This window comes from Streptomyces sp. NBC_00443 (assembly GCF_036014175.1).
Classification (GTDB): Bacteria; Actinomycetota; Actinomycetes; order Streptomycetales; family Streptomycetaceae; genus Streptomyces.
The window spans coordinates 7,766,594-7,788,344 of the sequence record NZ_CP107917.1; the positions used below are offsets into that span (position 1 = coordinate 7,766,594).

Consider the following 21,751-nt stretch of genomic DNA (forward strand, 5'->3'; position numbering starts at 1 on the left):
GTCGCCCCCTTCGTTCATCTGCTTCATCCGATCACTACGACCTTGGCGGTACTGAGATGACGGAGCTCGTGGTCCCGCTGGACCTCGACGGGATCACGGACAAGGCCGGCCTGATGGACCGCATCGCCCGTGCCCTGGCCCTGCCCGACTGGTTCGGCCGCAACTGGGACGCGCTCGCCGACTCCCTGTCCGACCACACCGTCTGGCCGGCGGGCGCAGTGGAGCAGGGGCTGCTGGTCGTCGTACGGAACTGGCGGGCGTACGCGAAGGCGCGGCCCGACGAGTGGGAGACCGCCCAGGACGTGTTCTCCGAGGCCGTGGACCGGACGGAGGCGCTCACGGTGGTGCTCGCTCTTGGAGGATCCTCCTAGGGAGCCTCTGACCTGCTTGGATGATGTGACCGTGCATCGCATTCCGGTCAGCATGGGACAATGAAGTACGTGCTCTTCCCCCTGGCTGACCTGTCCGGGGGCCACCTCTGATCGACTGGGATGTGCAGCACGTGCGTTTCCTCAATGACATCCAGCCCGCGTACGACCTGACGTACGACGACGTCTTCATGGTCCCGAGCCGCAGCGCTGTGGGCTCGCGGCAGGGCGTGGACCTCAGCTCCCCGGACGGCACGGGCACCACCATCCCGCTGGTCGTCGCCAACATGACCGCCATCGCCGGCCGCCGGATGGCCGAGACGATGGCACGGCGCGGCGGCCTGGTGGTCATCCCGCAGGACATCCCGATCGAGGTCGTCACCGAGGTCGTCTCCTGGGTGAAGAGCCGGCACCACGTCCTCGACACCCCGATCGTGCTGGCCCCGCACCAGACCGTCGCCGACGCGCTGGCCCTGCTGCCCAAGCGCGCGCACAACGCCGGTGTGGTCGTCGACGACGGCTTCAAGCCGATCGGCGTGGTCACCGACTCCGACCTGTCCGGCGTGGACCGCTTCACGCAGCTCGAAGTGGTCATGTCCCGGGACCTGCTGCTCCTGGACGCGGACCTCGACCCGCGCGAGGCCTTCAACACCCTCGACCACCACAACCGGCGTTACGCCCCCGCCGTCGACAAGGACGGCCGTCTCGCGGGCATCCTCACGCGCAAGGGCGCCTTGCGCGCCACCCTGTACTCGCCGGCCGTCGACGCCAACGGCAAGCTGCGTATAGCGGCTGCCGTCGGCATCAACGGCGACGTGGCGGGCAAGGCCAAGCAGCTGCTCGACGCGGGCGTCGACACGCTCGTCATCGACACGGCGCACGGCCACCAGGAGTCGATGATCGCCGCGATCCGGACCGTGCGGGCGCTCGACCCGCAGGTGCCGATCGTGGCCGGCAACATCGTGGCCGCCGAGGGTGTGCGGGACCTGATCGAGGCAGGCGCGGACATCATCAAGGTCGGTGTCGGCCCCGGGGCCATGTGCACGACCCGCATGATGACCGGCGTCGGCCGGCCGCAGTTCTCCGCGGTCCTGGAGTGCGCCGCCGAGGCGAAGAAGTACGGCAAGCACGTCTGGGCCGACGGTGGCGTCCGGCACCCGCGCGATGTCGCCATGGCGCTGGCCGCCGGTGCGTCCAACGTGATGGTCGGGTCCTGGTTCGCGGGGACTTTCGAGTCGCCGGGCGACCTCCAGCAGGACGCGAACGGCCGCCTCTACAAGGAGTCGTTCGGCATGGCCTCCGCGCGGGCCGTGGCCAACCGTACGTCCGACGAGTCGTCGTACGACCGGGCCCGCAAGGCGCTGTTCGAGGAGGGTATCTCCACCTCGCGCATGTTCCTCGACCCGGACCGGCCGGGCGTGGAGGACCTGATCGACTCGATCATCGCGGGCGTGCGGTCCTCCTGCACCTACGCCGGCGCCGGCTCCCTGGAGGAGTTCGCCGCGAAGGCCGTCGTCGGCATCCAGAGCGCGGCCGGTTACGCGGAGGGCAAGCCGCTGCACGCCAGCTGGAGCTGACGTCTCAACGCCTTTGCGCACGGCCCCCGTTGTCCCGCCCGCCGGGAGACGGGGGCCGTTTCGCGTGCCGCCCTTTCGCCCGATGGCGCGGCCTGCTGTATCGGGCGGCTTCGGGTAGTCGGTGGCTTGTCGCGCCCACGCGGCGGAGCCGCATATCGATACAGCCCCGCGCCCCTGGGGACGTCCGCTGCGCGCGATGAGCGGCATGAGCAGGCAGACCCCTGCGCGTTCCTGGTCAAGGCCTTCCGAAGCCCTCCGGGAGGACCTCCGCGCAACGGTCTGAAGCCCCGCTGCAACGAACACCCACCCAGCCCCCAGACACGCAATGATCTTGCGGGTATGCGCAAGGTTGCTGCATTTCACCAGCAACGCCGATCCTCGTAGGCTGTCGCCTCGTACGTGGCGTGGCAGGGACCCCGCTCGGTGGGTCCCTGCTCGAAGGGGTGCCGCCAGTCCCTGCCGCCCTGAACGGCAGCGATAAGGAGCCAGCGCGTGCTCGACCAAGGCGCACCCCCGCAGAACCCAAGCCAGACCGCCGCCCCCGCGTCCCTCGGAGTCGGCGCGCGCCTCATGCGTCGCAAGCCCGTGGAACACCTGGTCGCGGAGGGTGGCCAGGGTGAGGGAGGGTCCCTGCGGCGCTCTCTCGGCATGTGGCAGCTGACCATGATCAGCATCGGTGCCACTCTCGGCACCGGCATCTTCGTCGTCCTCGGCGACGCCGTCCCGGAGGCCGGACCCGCGGTCACCCTGGCCTTTGTGATCGCCGGTCTCACGGCGTTGTTCTCGGCCCTGTCGTACGCCGAGCTGGCGGGCAGCATCCCCGTCGCGGGCTCCTCGTACTCGTATGCGTACGCAACGATGGGTGAGCTGGTCGCGTGGGTCTGCGGCTGGTGTCTGGTGCTGGAGTACGGCGTGTCGGTGGCCGCCGTCGCCGTCGGCTGGGGCGAGTACCTCAACGAGCTGCTGGACGGGACGATAGGCGTCACCATCCCGTCCGTGCTGTCCTCGGCACCCGGTGAGGGCGGGATCATCAACCTGCCCGCCCTGATCGTCGTGCTGCTGGCGATGATCTTCCTGCTCGGTGGCGTCCGTGAGTCCGCTCGGGCCAACACGATCATGGTCGCCGTCAAGATCGCCGCGCTGGTGCTGTTCTGCTCGGTCGGCTTCATCGGCTTCAAGTCCGGCAACTACGAGGACTTCATGCCGCTCGGCATGGCCGGCGTGAGCGCCGCGGGTGCCACGCTCTTCTTCTCGTACATCGGCTTCGACGCCGCCTCCACGGCCGGTGAGGAGGCCAAGGACCCCAAGCGGGACCTGCCGCGGGCCATCATGCTGTCGCTGATCATCGTGACCGCGCTGTACGTGCTCGTCGCGGGTGTCGCCGTCGGTGCCTGGCACTGGACCAAGTTCGAGGGCTCCAGTGCCTCCCTCGCCGCGATCATGAACGACGTCAGCGGCCAGTCCTTCTGGGGCACCCTGCTCGCGCTCGGCGCGGTCATCTCCATCGCGAGCGTCGTGCTCACCGTGCTCTACGGCCAGACCCGTGTCCTGTTCGCGATGTCCCGTGACGGCCTGGTGCCGAAGGCGTTCGGCAAGGTCCACAAGAAGACCGGCGCCCCCGCGTCAACACGGTCATCGTGTCCCTCTTCTGCGGTGCGCTCGCTGCCCTCATCCCGCTGGGCAAGCTCGTCGACGCGACCAGCATCGGCACGCTCTTCGCCTTCGCGCTGGTCAACATCGCGGTGATCATCCTGCGGTACCGGCGGCCGGAGCTCGAGCGCACGTTCAGGGTGCCGTTCGGGCCGGTGCTGCCGGTGCTGGGCTTCCTGTTCTGCGCGTACAACATGTTCAGCCTGGACACCGTGACCTGGGTGGTCTTCGGGTTCTGGATGGCGGCCGGTCTCGTGTTCTACTTCGTGTACGGCTATCGCCGTTCCCGTCTTGCGACACCAGAAGCGAAGTGAACCACCCGCAGTGCTGAACGATCTCGACGAACGCATCGTGCACGCCCTCGCCGAGGACGCCCGCCGCTCCTACGCGGACATCGGGCAACTGGTCGGCCTGTCCGCGCCCGCCGTGAAACGGCGCGTGGACCGGCTGCGCGCCACCGGAGCGATCACCGGATTCACCGTACGGGTGGATCCGGCGGCGCTGGGCTGGGAGACCGAGGGGTTCGTCGAGATCTACTGCCGGCACAACACCTCGCCGGACACGATCAGGCGGGGGCTGGAGCGGTACCAGGAGGTCGTGGCGGCGTCCACGGTCACCGGTGACGCGGACGCGGTCGTGCAGGTGTTCGCCTCCGACATGCGGCACTTCGAGCGGGTCCTCGAGCGGATCGCGGGGGAGCCGTTCGTGGAGCGGACCAAGTCGGTGCTGGTGTTGTCGCCCTTGTTGCGGCGGTTTTCGTCCGGGTCGCCCACGTAGTTCTTCGGCTGCGGGCCGGTGGGTGCCTTTCGCGCAGTTCCCCGCGCCCCTACAGGGCGTTCCTGCGGACCTTCTTCAGCATGTGCCGTACGACCAGTGCATGGGCGCCGGTGCCGATGACGAGCCCTCGGTAGACGGTGCCCGCCCGGCCCGGGAATCTCGCCCTTGTCTCGGCCCGCACATGCGTGTGGCCCTCGGGCGTCTCGTCCAGGTGGAAGAGCAGGGCGTACGCCGAGAAGGGGTGGTGGCCCACGTAGGCCAGCTCCTTGCCCGGGACCGACACCGCCACGCGGAAGCCTCGGGAGCCGTTCATCAAGGCGTCCAGCTCGTGCCAGACGGCGTCGGTGTTCGCCTCGACCGTCGTCGTGTGTTCGTCGACGAACGGCAGGGCGGGGATCTCGGTGGCGTCCATGGGGGAAGCCTCGCGCGGCCGCCCACGGCGGGGCCTCCTCCAGCGGGTGGAGGCGGGTAGCCGTTCGGGGAGGGGTCAGTCGGCCGTCTTGCGGGCGAGGGCGTTGTTGTCGATCGAGTTGTGCACGCTGAAGCTCACCGCGTCCGAGCGGTAGCGGTCGTCCGACCATTCGACCGGGCGGCCCTCGCGGGTCGTCGTCACGCGGCGCACCCGGAGCAAGGGGCTCGTGCGGCGGATGCCCAGCAACTCGGCGTCCTGGGCGCCCGCTGACACCGCGTCGATGACGTGCTCGCCGTAGGCGAAGACCAACCCCGTGTCGTCGTACAGGCGTTGGGTGACGGAGGGGCAGTCCGGCTCTATGGCCTCGATGGCCGGGGAGATCCAGTCGGCGTAGACCGTGCGCTCCAGCAGGACCGGTTCGCCGTCCAGGCCGCGTACCCGCAGCACGTGCAACACCGGTGTTCCGGCGCTCAGTTGGAGGCGTACCGCGTCCTCCTTCGTCGCGGGTCGGTGTTCCTGCGCGACCACGTGGCCGGTCGCCTCCCGCCCCATCGCATGTGCCCACTGGGCGAAGCTGCGCAGCTCGGCGAAGCTCTGGCTGCGGCGGCTGGCCAGGACCACGCGACGGGCGCCCTGGCGTGAGCCGATGAGTCCCTCGGCGGTCAGTGCGGCAACGGCCTGCCGGACTGTGCCGCGGGAGACGCCGTACCGGGCCGCGAGATCCGTCTCGGCGGGCAGCAGGCTGCCGACCGTGTACTCCTCGCGGTCTATCGCGCGGCGCAGCTCGTCGGCGATCTCCTCGTGTCGCGCCGTCATGCTTCCCCTCTGAGTCGGTTGCTGTGCACAGAGTGGCCAGCGTAAACGAGATCCGACAGTGGTCCGTGCCGGCCGGGACTGTGCATGAATCATGGGGTCAGGGTTTCACCGGCGTTCACTTTTGGGACATCGAGACCGGGCGTACTAGGGCCAACTTGTTCAGACAAGTTGGCCCCGTGGGGCCTCCTCCACCCTCGCGCGTCCCCTGGAGAAACCGTGTCCGTTTCCCTGCCGAGAACGGCTGCCCGCAGCGGCGCCCTCGCCGTCGTCGCCGCGCTCGCCCTCAGCGCCTGTGGCGCCGCTCCCGACAACGCGTCCACCTCCGCCGACGGCAAGAGCGCCGCCACCGCCACCTCCGCCGAGGAGTTCGGCGGCATCGACAAGCTGGTCGAGGCGGCGAAGGAGGAGGGCACGCTGCACGCCATCGCGCTGCCCCGCGACTGGGCCAACTACGGCGCCCTCATCGACGGCTTCCAGAAGAAGTACGGCATCAAGGTCGAGGTGGAGAACCCCGACGGCTCCAGCCAGGACGAGATCAACGCCGTGACGTCCCGCAAGGGCAGGACCGCGCCCCCGACGTGCTCGACCTCGGCAGCTCCTTCGCGATCAGCGCCGCCCAGCAGGGGCTGCTCGCGCCGTACAAGGTGGAGGCATTCGCCGACATCCCCGAGGGCCAGAAGGACGCGCAGGCCCGCTGGTTCAACGACTACGGCGGCTACATCTCCATCGGGTGCGACGCGGGGCGCGTCAAGGAGTGCCCGAAGACCTTCGCCGACCTGCTGAAGCCGCAGTACAAGGGCCAGGTCGCCCTCAACGGCAACCCCACCAAGTCCGGCTCGGCCTTCGGCGGTGTCTACGCGGCGGCTCTCGCGAACGGCGGCTCCTTCGACGACATCCAGCCCGGCCTCGACTTCTTCGGCAAGCTGAAGAAGAACGGCAACTACACGCCCGTCGAGTCGACCCCGGCCACCGTCGAGAAGGGCGAGACGCCCATCAGCATCGACTGGGACTACCTCAACGCCGGGTACGCCGAGGAGTTCAAGTCCAAGGGCGTCGACTGGCAGGTGTCGGTGCCGAGCGACGGCCAGTTCTCGCAGTACTACTCCCAGGCGATCAACAAGGACGCCCCGCACCCCGCGACCGCCCGCCTGTGGCAGGAGTACCTCTACAGCACCGAGGGCCAGAACCTGTGGCTGAAGGGCTACGCCCGACCGGCCCTGATGACCGCCATGGAGAAGGCCGGCACCCTCGACAAGACGGCCGCGGCCAAGCTGCCCGAGGTCTCCGGCACGCCCTCCTTCCCGACCGAGGAGCAGCAGAAGAAGGCCAAGACGGTCCTCGGCCAGGGCTGGGCGAAGGCCGTCTCCGGATGACGGCCACCCTCACCCGGGTCGACACGGCGCCCGCCGCTGCGCGCAAGCGGCGGCGCCGTGTCCTCGGCGGCTCGCTCGCGGTCGTCCCGCTGCTCGTCTTCACCGCGCTCGCCTTCGGACTGCCCGCCCTGGCCATGCTGGACGGCGCCTTCACCGTCAAGGACCCGGCCACGGGGGCGACTTCGTACAGCGCCGACAACCTGACCGCCTCGCTCCAGGGCGCGTACCTCACGGCCCTGCTCGGCAGCGTCAAGCTGTCCGCCGCCTCCGCCGCGCTCGGCGCCCTGCTCGGGCTGCCGCTCGCCCAGGCCGTGGTGACCTCCCGCTTCCGCGCCCTGCGCGAGGCCGTGCTCACCGCGTCCGGGGTGCTCGCCAACTTCGGCGGCGTCCCGCTGGCCTTCGCTTTCGTCGCCACGCTCGGCAACGCCGGTGTGCTGACCCGCCACCTGGGCCTCACGGACAAGGGCTGGGACCTCTACAGCTTCTGGGGCCTCGTCCTCGTCTACCTGTACTTCCTGATCCCGCTGATGGTCCTCACCATCACCCCGGCGCTGGACGGCCTGCGCTCCCAGTGGCGCGAGGCCGCGCAGAACAACGGCGCCACGGCCGTGCAGTACTGGCGCCATGTGGCCCTGCCCGTGCTGCTGCCCACGCTCCTCGGCGGATTCGTCCTGCTCTTCGGCAGCGCCTTCGCCGCGTACGCCACCGCCGCAGCGATGGTGGGCAGTTCCATCCCGCTGGTCACCCTCCAGATCGCCGACGCCCTCTCCGGCAACGTCCTGGTCGGCCAGGAGAACGTGGCGCTCGCCCTCAGCCTCGACATGGTCCTGGTCGCGGGCCTGGTCATGGCGGTGTATCTGCCCCTGCAACGACGGAGCGCGCGATGGCTCGCCTGAACCTGTGGCGGTGGGGCGTGCTCGGCCTCGCCGGACTGTACTTCCTGGTGCCGCTCGCCGCATCGGTGGTCTTCACGGTCGACGTGCCCGGACAGGGCCTCACCTTCGACGCCTACGGCCAGATCTTCTCCACCGACGGCTTCACCGCCGGCCTGCTGCTCTCGCTGGAGCTGGCCCTCGCCACCATCGCCGTCGTCCTGCTGCTGATGGTGCCCGCCATGGTCGCGCTGCGGCTCGGCGCGCCCCGGCTGCGGCCGGTCGTCGAGATCGTGTGCTCCCTGCCGCTGGTCGTACCCCCGATCGCGTTCGTCGCCGGGATCGGGACGGTGCTGAAGTGGGGGCCCGAGCACCTGTCGCGAACCCCGCTGTTCCAGACGTTCGTCGCGATCCAGAACCCCGACTTCCCGTTCGTGCTCGTCCTCGCCTACGTCGTGATGGCACTGCCGTTCGTGTACCGGGCCCTGGACGCCGGGCTGCGCGCCATCGACGTGCCCACCCTCGTGGAGGCCGCCCGCAGCTGCGGGGCGAGCTGGCCGCAGGCCCTGGTGCAAGCCGTCCTGCCCAACGTGCGCGGCGCCCTGCTCAACGCCTCCTTCCTCACCCTCGCCCTGGTCCTCGGCGAGTTCACCGTGGCTCAGCTGCTCGGCTTCCAGCCCTTCGCCGTGTGGATCGTGAACGTCAGCGGCTCGCAGGCCCAGCTGTCCGTCGCCGTGTCCGTGCTCAGCCTGCTCGTGACCTGGGCGCTGCTCCTCGTACTCGCCGGCTTCGGCGGCCGTACCCGTACTACCTCCCGGGGATGAACCATGACCGTGCTTGACAAGACAGCGCCCGAAAGGGCCGCGGTGCAGGCCGCCACCGTCGAATTCCGGGGACTGCGCCGGGAGTTCGCCACCACCGTCGCCCTCGACGGACTCGACCTGACCGTCCGGCCGGGCGAACTCCTCGCCCTGCTGGGCCCGTCCGGCTGTGGCAAGACCACCGCGCTGCGCATGCTCGCCGGGTTCGAGCATCCCGACTCCGGCGAGGTGCTGGTGGACGGCGAGGACGTCACCGGCATCCCCGCGCATCGCCGGGACGCCGGGATGGTCTTCCAGTCGTACAGCCTGTTCCCGCATCTGAGCGCCCTCGACAACGTGGCGTTCGGGCTGCGCATGCGCAAGGTGCGCACCGCCGAACGGCGCGGACGGGCCGCCGAGTTGCTGGAGCTGGTCGGCCTCGCCGACAAGGGCGAGCGCTACCCGCACCAGCTCTCCGGCGGCCAGCAGCAGCGCATCGCCCTTGCGCGGGCCCTCGCCCTGCGCCCGCGCGTCCTGCTCCTTGACGAGCCGCTGTCGGCGCTCGACGCCAAGGTGCGGCTGACGCTGCGCGAGGAGATCCGACGGCTCCAGCGGGAGCTCGGCATCACCACGCTGTTCGTCACCCACGACCAGGAGGAGGCCCTGTCCATGGCCGACCGGGTCGCGGTCATGCGCTCCGGACGGCTCGAACAATGCGCCGCTCCGGCCGAGTTGTACGGCCGCCCGGCCACCGCCTTCGTCGCCGAGTTCGTCGGCACGATGAGCCGCATTCCGGGCCGGCTCGTCGAGGGCGGTGTCGAGGTGCTGGGCCGGCGGCTGCCCGTCGACGGCGACGTGCCCTCGGTGTCCGACGTCGACGCGCTGGTACGCCCCGAAGCGGTGACGGTGCGCGCCGACGACGCGGCCGACGCGCGCGTGGTCGCCACGGCGTTCCTCGGCGCCACCACCCGGCTGACCGTACGGCTCGCCGACGGCACCGAGGTCAAGGCCGACCTGCCCGCCCACGAGACGGCCGCGCTCGGCGCCGGCGCCGCGGTCGGTGTGTCGCTGCCGGAACGGCCGGTGCTGGTGGCCGAACGAAACCGCTGACTCCCGCACTACCTGGTGATCCCCCACGCATGAAAGAGACAACCGTGACCCGACTCCCGCTCCAGGCCGCCTTGTTCGACATGGACGGCACGCTCGTCGACACCGAGCGGCTGTGGTGGGAGGCGGTGGAGCAGGTGGCAGGCCGGGCCCTGACCGAGGCGGACGAGCCTCAGGTGCTCGGCCGGGCCGTCGAACACACCGCCGACTGGCTGTCCGGTGTCACCGGTACCCCGGCGGACACGCTCGCCGAGGTGCTGCACCGGGAGTTCGCGGATCGCGTCCGCGCCGGCATCGTGCCCCGACCGGGCGCGCTCGACCTGCTCGACGCGCTCGCCCGCGAGGGCGTACTGACGGCTCTGGTGACCGCGTCTCCGAGAGCTGTCGCCGACACCGTCCTCGAAGCCCTCGGCGCCGACCGCTTCGCCGTCTCCGTCACCGCTGACGACACCGACCGCACCAAGCCCGCCCCCGACCCCTACCTCGCCGCCTGCCGCCTCCTCGACGTCGACCCGGCAGCCTGCGTGGCCGTCGAGGACACCGAGACAGGCGTCGCCTCCGCCGAGGCCGCGGGCTGCACGGTGCTCGCGGTGCCCTCGCTCGCCCCGATCGATGCGGTGCCCGGCCGGACCGTCCTGGGCGGCCTGACGGGCGTCACCCCGCAGCGGCTGCGCGCCCTGCTGCCGTACCGGCTCCGCGTCATGAGCTGGAACCTCTGGTACGGCGGCACCAAGGTCCACGACCACCGTGCCAAGCAGCTCAAGGTCATCGCCGAGGCCGACGTGGACGTGGTCGGGCTCCAGGAGACGTACGGCACCGCCGTCGAAGAACTCGCCGAAGCACTCGGCTGGTACCACCACCGCGCCGGGGAGAACCTCGGGATCATCAGCCGGTACCCCATCACGGCCCCCCTCGGCGACCCGGACGTCGGCTTCTACGGGGCGGCCGGGGTCCGTGTCCAGGCCGGGGACCGGCAGGTCGACGTATGGACGGCCCACCTCGACTACACGCCCTACGGCCCGTACGAGTCCGCCTTCGACGGGCTCGGCGCGGCCGAACTGATCGCCCACGAGCAGGTGCGGCTCGCGCAGATGCGGGACACCCTGCACCGGATCGAGGAGACGGCCGACCCCGCCGTGCCCTGCGTCCTCGTCGGCGACTTCAACAGCCCCTCCCACCTGGACCGGCCGGACGTGGAATGGCCGGTGACCAAGGCGGCCGAGGAGGCGGGGCTGCGGGACTCCTACCGCGAGGCGCATCCCGACCCGATCGCCCACCCCGGCCACACCTGGTCGCCGGTCCACCCCCTGCACGAGGACGGCAGTCGACGCCCGGAACCGCAGGACCGGATCGACTTCGTCCTCCACCGTGGTCTGCGCGTGCTCGACTCCGAGACCTGCGTCAGCGGTCACCCGCGCCCCTGGCCGGACGTCGAGCACAACGAGTGGCCGTCCGACCACGCGGCCGTGATCACCACGTTCTCCCTGCGCGAGTGAGCCCGCGCCGCCTACCATCGGTGTCATGACCTGGCGACATTGATCCACCAGCCGTGCCTCCCGAGGGCCACCTCGGCCGCCGTACCTCCGGCGTCCGAACTGTCCCTGCGGGAAGGCCTCATGACACTCTCACCTGCGCGTGTGCCCGCCGCCGGTGTCCGGCGGCTCACGACCACGCTGTACGGCTACTCGTTCCTCGACGACTTCGTCCTGCTCTACCCGGTGTACGCGCTGCTGTTCGCCGACACCGGCATGTCGCTCTGGCAGATCTCCTCCCTGTTCGCCCTGTGGTCGATCACCGCCGTCGTGCTGGAGGTCCCCTCCGGCGCCTGGGCCGACACCGTGTCGCGTCGTCGGCTGCTGTGGATCGGCCCCCTGCTCACGGCCGTCGGCTTCGGACTGTGGGTGGCCGTCCCGTCGTACTGGGCCTTCGCGGTCGGCTTCGTCCTGTGGGGCGCCGGCGGAGCGCTCGGCTCCGGTGCGCTGGAGGCGCTGGTGTACGACGAGCTGGACCGGCTGGGCGCCGCCGACCGCTATGCGCGGGTCATGGGCAGGTCCCGGGCCGCGCGGCTGCTGGGCACAGTCGCCTCCATCGGCCTCGCGGGGCCCGTCTTCGCCCGGGGCGGCTACACGGCCGTCGGCGCTGCGAGCTTCCTGGCCTGTGTCCTGACCGCCCTCACCGCGACCCGGTTCCCGGAGCACCGGGTGCGGCCGGAGACCGGGGGCGACAGCTGGGCGACGACCCTGCGGACCGGGCTCGCCCAGGTCCACAGGGACCGTTCGGTGCGTGGTGCCCTGCTGCTGATTCCGGCCGTGGCCGCGGTGTGGGGCGGGCTCGACGAGTACACCCCGCTGCTGGTCCGGGACATCGGCTTCGCCGAGGCGACCGTGCCCTACCTGATCATGCTGATCTGGGCGGGCGTCACCGCCGGCAGCCTCCTGACCGGACCGGCCGAACGCCTCGGCACGAGGGGGCTCGCGGCGCTGCTCGCGGGCGCGGCGCTCGCCCTGGCCGCCGGGGCAGCGGCCCGCTCACTGGCCGGTATCGCCCTGGTGAGCCTCGCCTTCGCCGGGTTCCAGCTGGCGGAGGTGCTCGCCGACGTCCGCCTCCAGCACCGTATCGACGAGTCCCTACGGGCCACCCTCACCTCCGTGGCGAGCCTGGGCACCGAGCTCGCCACGGTGGCCACGTTCGGCGTGTACGCACTGCTCGGCACGGGCGCCGCGCACAGCACGGTCTTCGCGGTGCTCGCGGTTCCCTACCTGGTGACGGCGCTGGCGCTGGCTAGAAGTCGGGCTTCCACGGCACGACCGTGAAGTCATCCGTCCCCTTCTTGACCTTCTCGAAGGGGGCGGAGCTCACGCACTTGGGCAGCTCCTTCGTCTCGACGGGGTTGCCCGTGGAGGCCCAGCTGTAGCCGAGCCGGTCGTGGCGGCCGACGTCGTGGACGGTGACGCCGACCCGCTTGCCCTCGGCGCCGGGCAGATCGGAGGAGGTGATGACCCCGGAGACGACGGCCACCTTCCCGCCGGTCAGCAGACAGTCGACCTTCGCCGTCGCCCGGGCGCCCTCGCCGTTCAGGTAGTGGCTGAACTCGAAGGTGCCGGTGGCCTTGGTCGGGTCGGCGTCGTCCTTCGCCGCCAAATGCGCGTCGAACGAGAACGTGATGTCGTCCCCGGCCGAGCGGTACAACTTGGCGGTGCCGGTGAGTGCGGCGGCCTCGCGCTGCCGCGGCGCGTCGTCGGACGCGGTGGCGGCCGAGGCCGCTCCGGCGGTGAGCAGGAGTGCGCAGCCGAGCACAACGATCTTCGTACGGTGGTTCATCGTGGTCCTTTCCGCAGGTCAAGCCAGGTCGAGCGGACGGTCCCCACTCTCCCGGCGCCGCGCCCGCGGTACATCGCGCCCGGGACGGGACCTCGGCTCCGCCGTCCGGCGGGGAAGACCGGCGGGACCTGCGCTGCCAGGAGGACCGGGACTGCGACCGGGGTCGCGCAACGAATCTCCGCCGACCCGCTCGAGCACGCAACAAACCGCTCACACGCGCGCAACGGCTCCTTCTTGTCCGCCCCTGTCGGCCGCCCGTACCGTCTACGTGGCCCCTACATGGCCCCCAACCCCTTCCGCCCGGTGAGGACCACGCATGCGCACCGCCCTGCTCCAGAGCTCCGGCCGCCCCGGCTCGACCGTCGAGAACCTCAAGGTCCTCGACGAGGCCGCGGGCCGCGCCGCCGCCGCGGGCGCCGGACTGCTGGTCACGCCGGAGATGTTCCTCACCGGGTACGCGATCGGCGACGACATCGCCCGCCTCGCCGAGCCCGCCGACGGCGACTGCGCGGACGCGATCGCCGAGATCGCGACACAGCACGGCCTGGCGGTCGCCTACGGCTATCCCGAGAGGGACGGCGACGCCGTCTTCAACTCCGCTCAGCTGATCTCCGCCGACGGCACCCGGCTCGCCGGCTACCGCAAGACCCACCTCTTCGGCTGCTTCGAGCGCGACCACTTCACGCCGGGCGACCAGCAGGTCGTCCAGGCCGAGATCGACGGCCTCCGCGTCGGCATCCTGATCTGCTACGACGTCGAGTTCCCGGAGAACGTCCGCGCCCACGCCCTCGCCGGCACCGACCTGCTGGTCGTGCCGACCGCGCAGATGCACCCGTTCCAGTTCGTCGCCGAGTCGATGATCCCGGTGCGCGCCTTCGAGAACCAGATGTACGTCGCGTACGTCAACCGGGTCGGCCAGGAAGGGGAGTTCGAGTTCGTCGGCCTCTCCACCCTCGCCGGCCCCGACGGGGTCGCCCGCACCCGCGCCGGCCGCGCTGCGGAACTCGTCCTCGCCGACGTCGACCCCGCATTCCTCGCCGCCTCGCGCGAGGCGAACCCGTATCTGACCGACCGCCGCCCCGGCCTCTACGGGTCGCTCGTCTGAACCTCCCCCGCTTCCCCCTCGCAGTCGCAGTCGCAAGGAGTCCGTACCCCATGACGTCCACGGTGCCCAACGCCGTCCAGCACGCCGACGAGCAGCAGCCGCCGATCACCATGTTCGGCCCGGACTTCCCGTACGCCTACGACGACTTCCTCGCCCACCCGGCGGGGCTCGGCCAGATACCCGCGACCGAGCACGGCACCGAGGTCGCGGTCATCGGCGGCGGCCTGTCCGGCATCGTTGCCGCGTACGAGCTGATTAAGATGGGCCTCAAGCCGGTCGTGTACGAGGCCGACGAGATCGGCGGCCGGCTGCGCACCGTCGGCTTCGACGGCGCCGGCACCGAGGGGCTCACGGCCGAGATGGGCGCGATGCGCTTCCCGCCGTCCTCCACGGCCCTCCAGCACTACATCGACCTCGTGGGCCTGGAGACCAGCCCCTTCCCGAACCCGCTCGCCGAGGCCACCCCGTCGACCGTCGTCGACCTCAAGGGCGAGTCGCACTACGCCGAGACGGTCGAGGACCTCCCGCAGGTCTACCGGGACGTCGCCGCGGCCTGGAACAAGTGCCTCGAAGAGGGCGCCGACTTCACCGACATGAACCGCGCGATGCGCGAGCGGGACGTGCCGCGCATCCGCGAGATCTGGGCGCAGCTCGTCGAGAAGCTCGACAACCAGACCTTCTACGGCTTCCTCTGCGACTCCGAGGCCTTCAAGTCCTTCCGGCACCGCGAGATCTTCGGCCAGGTCGGCTTCGGCACCGGCGGCTGGGACACCGACTTCCCGAACTCCATCCTGGAGATCCTGCGGGTCGTCTACACCGAGGCCGACGACCACCACCGCGGCATCGTCGGCGGCTCCCAGCAGCTGCCGCTGCGCCTGTGGGAGCGCGAGCCGGAGAAGATCGTCCACTGGCCCTACGGGACCTCGCTCGCGACGCTCCACGACAACGGCGCGCCCCGCCCGGCCGTGACCCGGCTGCACCGCACCGCCGGCAACCGCATCACCGTGACGGACGCGAACGGCGACATCCGTACGTACCGGGCGGCGATCTTCACCGCCCAGTCCTGGATGCTGCTGTCGAAGATCGCCTGCGACGACTCGCTCTTCCCGATCGACCACTGGACGGCGATCGAGCGCACGCACTACATGGAGTCCAGCAAGCTCTTCGTGCCCGTCGACCGGCCGTTCTGGCTGGACAAGGACGAGCAGACCGGCCGGGACGTCATGTCGATGACGCTGACGGACCGCATGACGCGCGGGACCTACCTGCTCGACGACGGTCCGGACAAGCCCGCCGTCATCTGCCTCTCCTACACCTGGTGCGACGACAGCCTGAAGTGGCTGCCGCTGTCCGCGAGCGAGCGGATGGAGGTCATGCTGAAGTCGCTCGGCGAGATCTACCCGAAGGTCGACATCCGGAAGCACATCATCGGCAACCCGGTGACCGTCTCCTGGGAGAACGAGCCTTACTTCATGGGCGCGTTCAAGGCCAACCTGCCGGGCCACTACCGTTACCAGCGCCGCCTCTTCACGCACTTCATGCAGGACCGGCTGCCCGAGGACAAGCGGGGCATCTTCCTCGCCGGCGACGACATCTCCTGGACGGCCGGCTGGGCCGAGGGCGCCGTCCAGACCGCGCTGAACGCGGCCTGGGGCGTCATGCACCACTTCGGCGGGGCGACCGACGGCTCCAACCCCGGCCCGGGCGACGTCTACGACGAGATCGCGCCGGTCGAGCTGCCGGAGGACTAGATCCCGGCCGCCCGCGCCTTCTCGTACACCTCCGCGGCGACGTCCTTGAGTTCCTGGGCGTCGCGCGGAGTGGTCTGCAGGTCGAGGAGGACCTCGTCCACGCCGACCTCGGCGTAGGCCGCGAGGTCCGTCACGATCTGGTCGGCGCTGCCCTGGAAGGGCTGACGGTCGTCACCGGCGTAAGCCTTGGCCGAGTACGTGGCGTTCACCCGTGGCACCCGCTCGATCGGCAGATTGCGTCCGCGCTCGGCGGCGATGTCCTGGATCCGCTGCCACGCTGCGGCATATCCCTGCACGTCCATGGCGACCGGGATCCAGCCGTCGCCGTGGTCCACGACCCGCGTCAGAGCCTTCCCGCCTCCCGCGGCCACGAGGATCGGGATCGGCCGCGCGGGCTTGGGGCCCACCACGGCCGCGTCGACCTTCGTGATCCGGCCCTCGTAGGACACCGGGTCCGGGCCCCACACCGCCCGGCAGACGTCGATCACCTCGTCCAGCACCCGGCCGCGCTCCTCGATCGGCCGCACCGACGCGGCGGCGAACTCGTCGGTCGACCAGCCCGTGCCCAGGCCGGCCACCACCCGGCCACCGCTCGCCGCGTCCAGCGTGGCCAGGGCCTTGGCCAGCTGGAACGGTCCGTGCAGCGGCGCGACCACAATGCCCGTGCCCAGCCGGACCCGTTCGGTGACCGCCGCGGCCAGCGTCAGCGTGACCAGCGGATGGGCCATCCCGCGGTACCAGTCCGGCCAGGGCAGGCCGGGGACGCCGTACAGGCCCTGGGTCGGGTTCTCGGGGACCAGCAGTCGCTCGTAGACCCACAGACTGTCGTAGCCGACCTGCTCGGCCGTGCGCGCCACGTCCGTCACGTCCTTGGCGAGGTCGTACTGCCGGAGCTGGGGAAGACCGAGTCCGAGGCGGATGGCCATGACCGGGTACTCCTTCACGATCGTCGGGCCCCCACCGGCCAAAGTACTGCGAGCACGGGGAACTGCCACTCGAAGACCGGTCAGTCCGGCAAGGGCGTGAGCAGCATGCGTCCCGCGAACCCCACCGCCGCGTCCAGCCGGTCGGTGAACTCCCCGGCGACGTCCGGGAGCCGGCGCAGCGCCCACAGCGCCCGTGCCGCCGACCATGTTGCGTCCCGGGCCCGGTCCAGGCTCCACGAGCCGAGCAGATGGGTGAGCGGGTCGGCGATCTGGAGCAGGTCGGGACCCGGCATCAGCTCTTCGCGGATGCGCTCCTCCAGCGAGACGAGGAGATCACCCACCCGGTCGAACTCGTCCTCCAGCTCGGCGGGTTCGCAGTCGAGGCTACGACAGGCGTCCACGACGGCGAGCGCCAGATCGTGGCCGATGTGCGCATTGATGCCCGCGAGCGCGAACTGCAGCGGTCGTACGCCGGGATGCCGGCGCATCTGGAACAGCGGCCGCCAGCAGGCGGGTGGGCGCCCCTCCCGCTCGGCCCTGTCCACCGCCGCGAGATACCGCTCCGCGAACCGCACGTCCAGCGTGATCGCGGCCCGCGCGTCGGTGAACCGACCGCCGTCGATGTGCCGGTCGACGGCCTCCGTGACGGCGAGGTAGACGCGGTTGAAGATCGCGACTCCGTCTCGTTCGGGCAGGGCCGCTTCGAGGGCGCGCATACGGGAGATGACCGCGTCCACGGGCGTGGTGAATTGTTCGCATTGCGCCATGGGGGCAGAGTCCCAGCTTTAGGCTGACGGGAGTGTCGGCGGGCCCGGCGCTTCCCCAGAACGGGGAACGCGCTCGCTGTGGCGGAGGGGAGCAGGACCGTGTCAGGCTTACGTGCCCAGCGACTGGCCGCACGCAGGTCCGAGCGCAGGAGGGCGGCCCGGCGCCATGCCATGGTCGTGGCGGCCTCGGTCGTGGTCGCCGTCGGCACGGTGACCGGCATGATGTCCGCGCTCGACGACAGAGGGCGTTCCGACCAGGCCGGGCCGCCGGAGGTGACCCGCTCGCCGAGCCTGGAGCGCCTGCCGCTCGTGCCCTCGTCCTCCCCGTCGGTCACGAAGTCGCCCTCGCCGACGTCCGCTTCACCGACACCGAAGCAGAAGCCCACCCCCCAGAGCCCCACGCCCTCGCCGACCAGGACCGAGAGGAAGCAGCAGCCCGCCGTGGTCTCCGCCCGCCTCTACCGCCACCCCGACTCCCAGGTCCTCGACTGGGTCCGCGACAACGCCGGCGACCCGCGCCACGCCGTCATCGCGTCCCGGATCGCCGCCCAGCCGGCCGCGGTGTGGTTCGCCGACTTCACGCCTGACACCATCACCGCCCGGGTCCGCGCGGTCACTTCGGGCGGCTCCGCGCTGGGGCGGGTGCCGGTGGTCGTGCCGTACGCGATCCCGGGCCGCGACTGCGGCGGGTACTCCGAGGGCGGGGCGCCCGGCCTCGACGCCTACGACGCCTGGATCGACAGGTTCGCCGCGGGACTGGGCTCCGGCGACGTCATCGTCATCCTGGAGCCCGACTCCGTCGCCCAGTCCGAGTGCCTCTCCGCCGGCGAACGCGCCGACCGCTTCGCCTCGCTGGCCCGCGCGGGCCGCGCCTTCAAGGCGGCGAACCCCAGGGCGCGCGTCTACTACGACGCCGGGCACTCCGGCTGGAACCCGCCCGGCAAGCAGGCCGGGTGGCTGAAGCAGGCCGGCGCCGCCTCGGCCGCGTCCTCCGACGGGATCTTCAGCAACGTCTCCAACTTCCACGCCACGACCGACGAGATCGCCTACGACCGGCAGGTCCTGGACGCCCTCGACGGCCCCGCGAGCCTGGGCGCCGTCATCGACACCAGCCGCAACGGCGCCGGAGCTCCGGCCGACGGGGAGTGGTGCGACCCTGCCGGCCGCAGGCTGGGCCGGGCGCCGACGCTCAGCACCGGCGAGGCGCGGATCGACGCCTATCTGTGGGTGAAGCTGCCGGGGGAGTCGGACGGCTGCAAGGGCAGGCCCGGGACCTTCACCGCGTCGTACGCCTATGACTTGGCGCGCTGAGACCCCTCGCCGGTGTCGCTCTCCTCGTCGTAGGAGGACGTGCCCTCGTCGAGCAGCGGATGCTGTGTCTTGAGGTGGGCCGGGGCGAACGCCCGCAGCGCGTGGTAGCCGGTGATGGCCACCAGCGTGCCCAGCGCGATGCCGCTCAGCTCGAAGGTGTCGGAGAACTCCAGCGTCACGTTGCCGACGCCGATGATGATGCCCGCGGCGGCCGGCACCAGGTTCAGCGGATTGCGCAGGTCCACCTTGGCGTTGATCCAGATCTGCGCGCCGAGCAGGCCGATCATGCCGTACAGGATGACGGTGATGCCGCCGAGGACGCCGCCCGGGATCGCGGCCACCACCGCGCCGAACTTGGGGCAGACGCCGAAGAGCAGCGCGAAGCCGGCGGCGGCCCAGTAGGCGGCGGTCGAGTACACGCGGGTCGCGGCCATCACGCCGATGTTCTCGGAGTAGGTGGTGTTGGGCGGGCCGCCCACCGCGGTGGAGAGCACCGAGGCGGCGCCGTCCGCGGAGATCGCGGTGCCCAGCTTGTCGTCCAGGTTGTCGCCGGTCATCTCGCCGACCGCCTTGACGTGCCCGGCGTTCTCGGCGACCAGGGCGATCACGACGGGCAGTGCCACCAGGATCGCCGACCACTGGAAGGACGGGCCGTGCAGATCGGGCAGGCCGATCCAGTCGGCCTTGGCGACGCCGGACAGGTCGAGTCGCCAGTGCTCGGTGACCTTGCCGCTCGCGTCGGCCGAGTGGATCCTGCCGAAGATCCGGTCGAAGGCCCAGGAGATGCCGTAGCCGAAGACCAGGCCCAGGAAGATCGCGATCCGGGACCAGAAACCGCGCAGGCAGACCACCGCCAGACCGGTGAACAGCATCACCAGCAGCGCCGTCCACTGGTCCTGCGGCCAGTACGTCGAGGCCGTCACCGGGGCGAGGTTGAAGCCGATCAGCATCACGACGGCCCCCGTCACGATCGGCGGCATCGTGGCGTGGATGATCCGTGCACCGAAGCGCTGCACGGCGAGGCCGATGAGGAACAGCACGACGCCGACGACCAGCACCGCTCCGGTCACGGTCGCGCTCGAACCGCCGTCGGCCCGGATGACCGCGGCGACGCCGACGAAGGAGAGGGAGCAGCCGAGGTAGCTGGGCACCCGGCCGCGGGTGGCGAGCAGGAAGATGACCGTCGCGACGCCGGACATCATGATCGCCAGGTTGGGGTCGAGACCCATCAGCACCGGCGCCACGAAGGACGCGCCGAACATGGCCACCACATGCTGGGCGCCGAGCCCGGCGGTACGGGGCCAGGAGAGCCGTTCGTCGGGGCGGACCACCGCTCCCGGCGCCGGGGTGCGTCCGTCGCCGTGCAGTTTCCAGCGGACGCCGAGATCCATGGTGCGGTTTCGCTTTCGTCGTGCGTGCGGGTGACCGGACCATTGTCAGGGACGTCAGGAGCGGCGCCGACCCTGGGCTGAACAGCGCAGACTCCTCCCGAACGGGGAGTTCAGGGGCGCGGGTCGGGAACTGCCGCGTCCGAGCCGGCTGCGGGGCGGCTGATCTTCGGGCGGTCGCGGTCCCCCGCGCGCAGGACGCGCGCGAACACGACCAGTCCGGAGGTCAGCACGGTGACCAGGCAGAAGGACACCATCAGGCTGGTGGCCTGGGCGATCCCGCCGATCGCGCTCGGTGCGACCAGACCCGAGGTGTACGTGATCGTGGCGACGCCCGCGATGGCCAGCGAGGGGTTGCTGCCGCTGCGGCCCGCCGCCGCGAAGCACAGCGGCACGACCACCGCGATGCCCAGACCCAGCAGCGCGAACCCGGCCATCGCCAGGGCCGGACGGTCCGACACGACGATGAGCAGGCCGCCGAGTGTGGCCAGGACGCCGCCGCACCGGACCGTGCGCACGGCGCCGTAGCGGTCCACCACCTTGTCGCCGGCCAGCCGGGCCAGCGCCATGGTCAGCGTGAAACCGGTCGTGCACGCCGCCGCGAGACCGGCCGAGGTGTCCAGCTGGTCCCGCAGATAGACCGCCGACCAGTCCAGGCTCGCGCCCTCCGCGAAGACGGCGCAGAACCCGACCGCGCCGATGAGCAGCGCCGAGCGGGGCGGCAGCGCGAACCGGGGCGGCGGCTCCTCGTCCTCGGCGGGCTGCAGGTCGAGCACCCACCGGCAGGCGAGGATGCCGAGGAAGGTGAGGGTCGCCGCGGCGAGCGCGTGGTGCAGCCGGGCGTCCGAGCCCAGGTGGGCCGCGAGCGTGCCGGCCGCCGAGCCGATCAGGGCGCCCGCGCTCCACATGCCGTGCAGCCCGGACATGATCGACCGCCCGAGGCGGTTCTCGACCTCGACGCCGAGCGCGTTCATCGCCACGTCCGCCATGCCGGCCGTGGCGCCGAAGGTGAACAGGGCCAGGCACAGGGTCAGCAGGTTGGGGGCGAGGGAGGGCAGGGTGAGCGCGAGCGTCCACAGGGCGATCAGTCCGCGCAGGGCGTTGCGGGCCCCGAAGCGGTGGCTGATGCTGCCGGCCACCGGCATCGCGACGGAGGCGCCGAGCGCGGGGAAGGCGAGCGCCAGCCCCAACTGGCCCGCACTGACGCCGGCATGGTCCTGGATCCATGGCACGCGCGTCGCGAACGAGCCGGTGACGGCGCCGTGCACGGCGAAGACGGACGCCACGGCATACCGGGCCCGCCTCACCTCGCGCAGGTCGTAGACCACTTTGCCCATCGTCCGGCCCCTCCCGGTGCTCGCTTCGTACCGTGCGCCGCCGTAAACTATCAGGAACCCTGCCTGATAGATAGAGAATTGCCGGGCCCACGC

Annotated in this window: 18 protein-coding genes and 2 pseudogenes; 13 read left to right on the plus strand and 7 right to left on the minus strand. The window is 71.1% G+C overall.

Translation table 11 applies throughout. From position 1 onward, the window contains the following. Window positions 1-56 precede the first annotated feature (56 nt). The 4 genes and pseudogenes from OHO27_RS35370 (at window position 57) to OHO27_RS35385 (ending at window position 4,372) form a co-directional block, all read left to right on the plus strand. The gene (locus OHO27_RS35370; RefSeq protein WP_328429015.1) at window positions 57-371 is read left to right on the plus strand and encodes a barstar family protein; all 315 of its coding nucleotides are present in this window, start codon (window positions 57-59) and stop codon (window positions 369-371) included. A 131-nt stretch (window positions 372-502) separates the two neighbouring features. Next, complete coding sequence (locus OHO27_RS35375; RefSeq protein ID WP_328429016.1) at window positions 503-1,945, plus strand: GuaB1 family IMP dehydrogenase-related protein; 1,443 nt, start codon at window positions 503-505, stop codon at window positions 1,943-1,945. A gap of 492 nt (window positions 1,946-2,437) precedes the next feature. Then, window positions 2,438-3,909 (plus strand): annotated as a pseudogene (locus OHO27_RS35380) (amino acid permease). Window positions 3,910-3,919: 10 nt separating this feature from the next. Then, entirely contained in the window at window positions 3,920-4,372 is a 453-nt protein-coding gene (locus OHO27_RS35385) for an Lrp/AsnC family transcriptional regulator (protein WP_328429017.1), read from the plus strand. Between the two features lie 49 nt (window positions 4,373-4,421). Here the strand turns inward: OHO27_RS35385 and OHO27_RS35390 are convergent, their stop codons facing one another. Both OHO27_RS35390 and OHO27_RS35395 read right to left on the minus strand, forming a co-directional pair. After that, a complete protein-coding gene (locus OHO27_RS35390; protein ID WP_328429018.1) occupies window positions 4,422-4,784 on the minus strand; it encodes a hypothetical protein in 363 nt (120 codons plus the stop codon). 75 nt (window positions 4,785-4,859) lie between these two features. Further along, window positions 4,860-5,600 (minus strand): GntR family transcriptional regulator, encoded by a 741-nt coding sequence (locus OHO27_RS35395; RefSeq protein WP_328429019.1) that lies wholly within the window; start codon window positions 5,598-5,600, stop codon window positions 4,860-4,862. A gap of 216 nt (window positions 5,601-5,816) precedes the next feature. On the opposite strand from OHO27_RS35395, the pseudogene OHO27_RS35400 reads away from it, so the two are divergent. The 6 genes and pseudogenes from OHO27_RS35400 (at window position 5,817) to OHO27_RS35425 (ending at window position 12,565) form a co-directional block, all read left to right on the plus strand. Beyond that, window positions 5,817-6,973, plus strand: a pseudogene (locus OHO27_RS35400) (ABC transporter substrate-binding protein). Then, window positions 6,970-7,869 (plus strand): ABC transporter permease, encoded by a 900-nt coding sequence (locus tag OHO27_RS35405; RefSeq protein WP_328429020.1) that lies wholly within the window; start codon window positions 6,970-6,972, stop codon window positions 7,867-7,869. The pseudogene OHO27_RS35400 and the gene OHO27_RS35405 overlap by 4 nt, the downstream one beginning before the upstream one ends. Then, entirely contained in the window at window positions 7,857-8,669 is an 813-nt protein-coding gene (locus OHO27_RS35410; RefSeq protein ID WP_328429021.1) for an ABC transporter permease, read from the plus strand. Before OHO27_RS35405 ends, OHO27_RS35410 begins: the two co-directional genes overlap by 13 nt. Window positions 8,670-8,672: 3 nt before the next feature. After that, a complete protein-coding gene (locus OHO27_RS35415; RefSeq protein WP_328429022.1) occupies window positions 8,673-9,755 on the plus strand; it encodes an ABC transporter ATP-binding protein in 1,083 nt (360 codons plus the stop codon). A 44-nt stretch (window positions 9,756-9,799) separates the two neighbouring features. Then, a complete protein-coding gene (locus OHO27_RS35420) occupies window positions 9,800-11,248 on the plus strand; it encodes an HAD-IA family hydrolase (protein WP_328429023.1) in 1,449 nt (482 codons plus the stop codon). A 120-nt stretch (window positions 11,249-11,368) separates the two neighbouring features. Then, the gene (locus OHO27_RS35425) at window positions 11,369-12,565 is read left to right on the plus strand and encodes an MFS transporter (RefSeq protein ID WP_328429024.1); all 1,197 of its coding nucleotides are present in this window, start codon (window positions 11,369-11,371) and stop codon (window positions 12,563-12,565) included. Here OHO27_RS35425 and OHO27_RS35430 read toward each other — a convergent pair. Beyond that, complete coding sequence (locus OHO27_RS35430) at window positions 12,534-13,073, minus strand: Repetin (protein ID WP_328429025.1); 540 nt, start codon at window positions 13,071-13,073, stop codon at window positions 12,534-12,536. The genes OHO27_RS35425 and OHO27_RS35430 overlap by 32 nt on opposite strands. 316 nt (window positions 13,074-13,389) lie before the next feature. Here OHO27_RS35430 and OHO27_RS35435 point away from each other — a divergent pair, with 316 nt between their 5' ends. Both OHO27_RS35435 and OHO27_RS35440 read left to right on the plus strand, forming a co-directional pair. Then, window positions 13,390-14,178 carry a carbon-nitrogen hydrolase family protein gene (locus OHO27_RS35435; protein ID WP_328429026.1) on the plus strand — a complete coding sequence of 263 codons (789 nt, stop codon included), beginning with the start codon at window positions 13,390-13,392 and terminating at the stop codon, window positions 14,176-14,178. Window positions 14,179-14,228: 50 nt separating this feature from the next. Beyond that, the gene (locus OHO27_RS35440; RefSeq protein WP_328429027.1) at window positions 14,229-15,929 is read left to right on the plus strand and encodes a flavin monoamine oxidase family protein; all 1,701 of its coding nucleotides are present in this window, start codon (window positions 14,229-14,231) and stop codon (window positions 15,927-15,929) included. On the opposite strand, the gene OHO27_RS35445 is transcribed toward OHO27_RS35440, so the two are convergent. Then, the gene (locus OHO27_RS35445; RefSeq protein ID WP_328429028.1) at window positions 15,926-16,855 is read right to left on the minus strand and encodes an LLM class F420-dependent oxidoreductase; all 930 of its coding nucleotides are present in this window, start codon (window positions 16,853-16,855) and stop codon (window positions 15,926-15,928) included. The two genes, OHO27_RS35440 and OHO27_RS35445, sit on opposite strands and share 4 nt — an antisense overlap. 80 nt (window positions 16,856-16,935) lie before the next feature. Then, window positions 16,936-17,622, minus strand: a complete 687-nt coding sequence (locus OHO27_RS35450; protein WP_328429029.1) for a DUF5995 family protein — start codon at window positions 17,620-17,622, stop codon at window positions 16,936-16,938. A 171-nt stretch (window positions 17,623-17,793) separates the two neighbouring features. On the opposite strand from OHO27_RS35450, the gene OHO27_RS35455 reads away from it, so the two are divergent. Next, a complete protein-coding gene (locus OHO27_RS35455) occupies window positions 17,794-18,933 on the plus strand; it encodes a glycoside hydrolase family 6 protein (protein ID WP_328430647.1) in 1,140 nt (379 codons plus the stop codon). On the opposite strand, the gene OHO27_RS35460 is transcribed toward OHO27_RS35455, so the two are convergent. Together OHO27_RS35460 and OHO27_RS35465 are read right to left on the minus strand one after the other, a co-directional pair. Next, window positions 18,915-20,324 (minus strand): uracil-xanthine permease family protein, encoded by a 1,410-nt coding sequence (locus tag OHO27_RS35460; RefSeq protein ID WP_328429030.1) that lies wholly within the window; start codon window positions 20,322-20,324, stop codon window positions 18,915-18,917. The two genes, OHO27_RS35455 and OHO27_RS35460, sit on opposite strands and share 19 nt — an antisense overlap. A gap of 110 nt (window positions 20,325-20,434) precedes the next feature. Continuing rightward, the gene (locus OHO27_RS35465) at window positions 20,435-21,658 is read right to left on the minus strand and encodes an MFS transporter (RefSeq protein WP_328429031.1); all 1,224 of its coding nucleotides are present in this window, start codon (window positions 21,656-21,658) and stop codon (window positions 20,435-20,437) included. Window positions 21,659-21,751 lie beyond the last annotated feature (93 nt).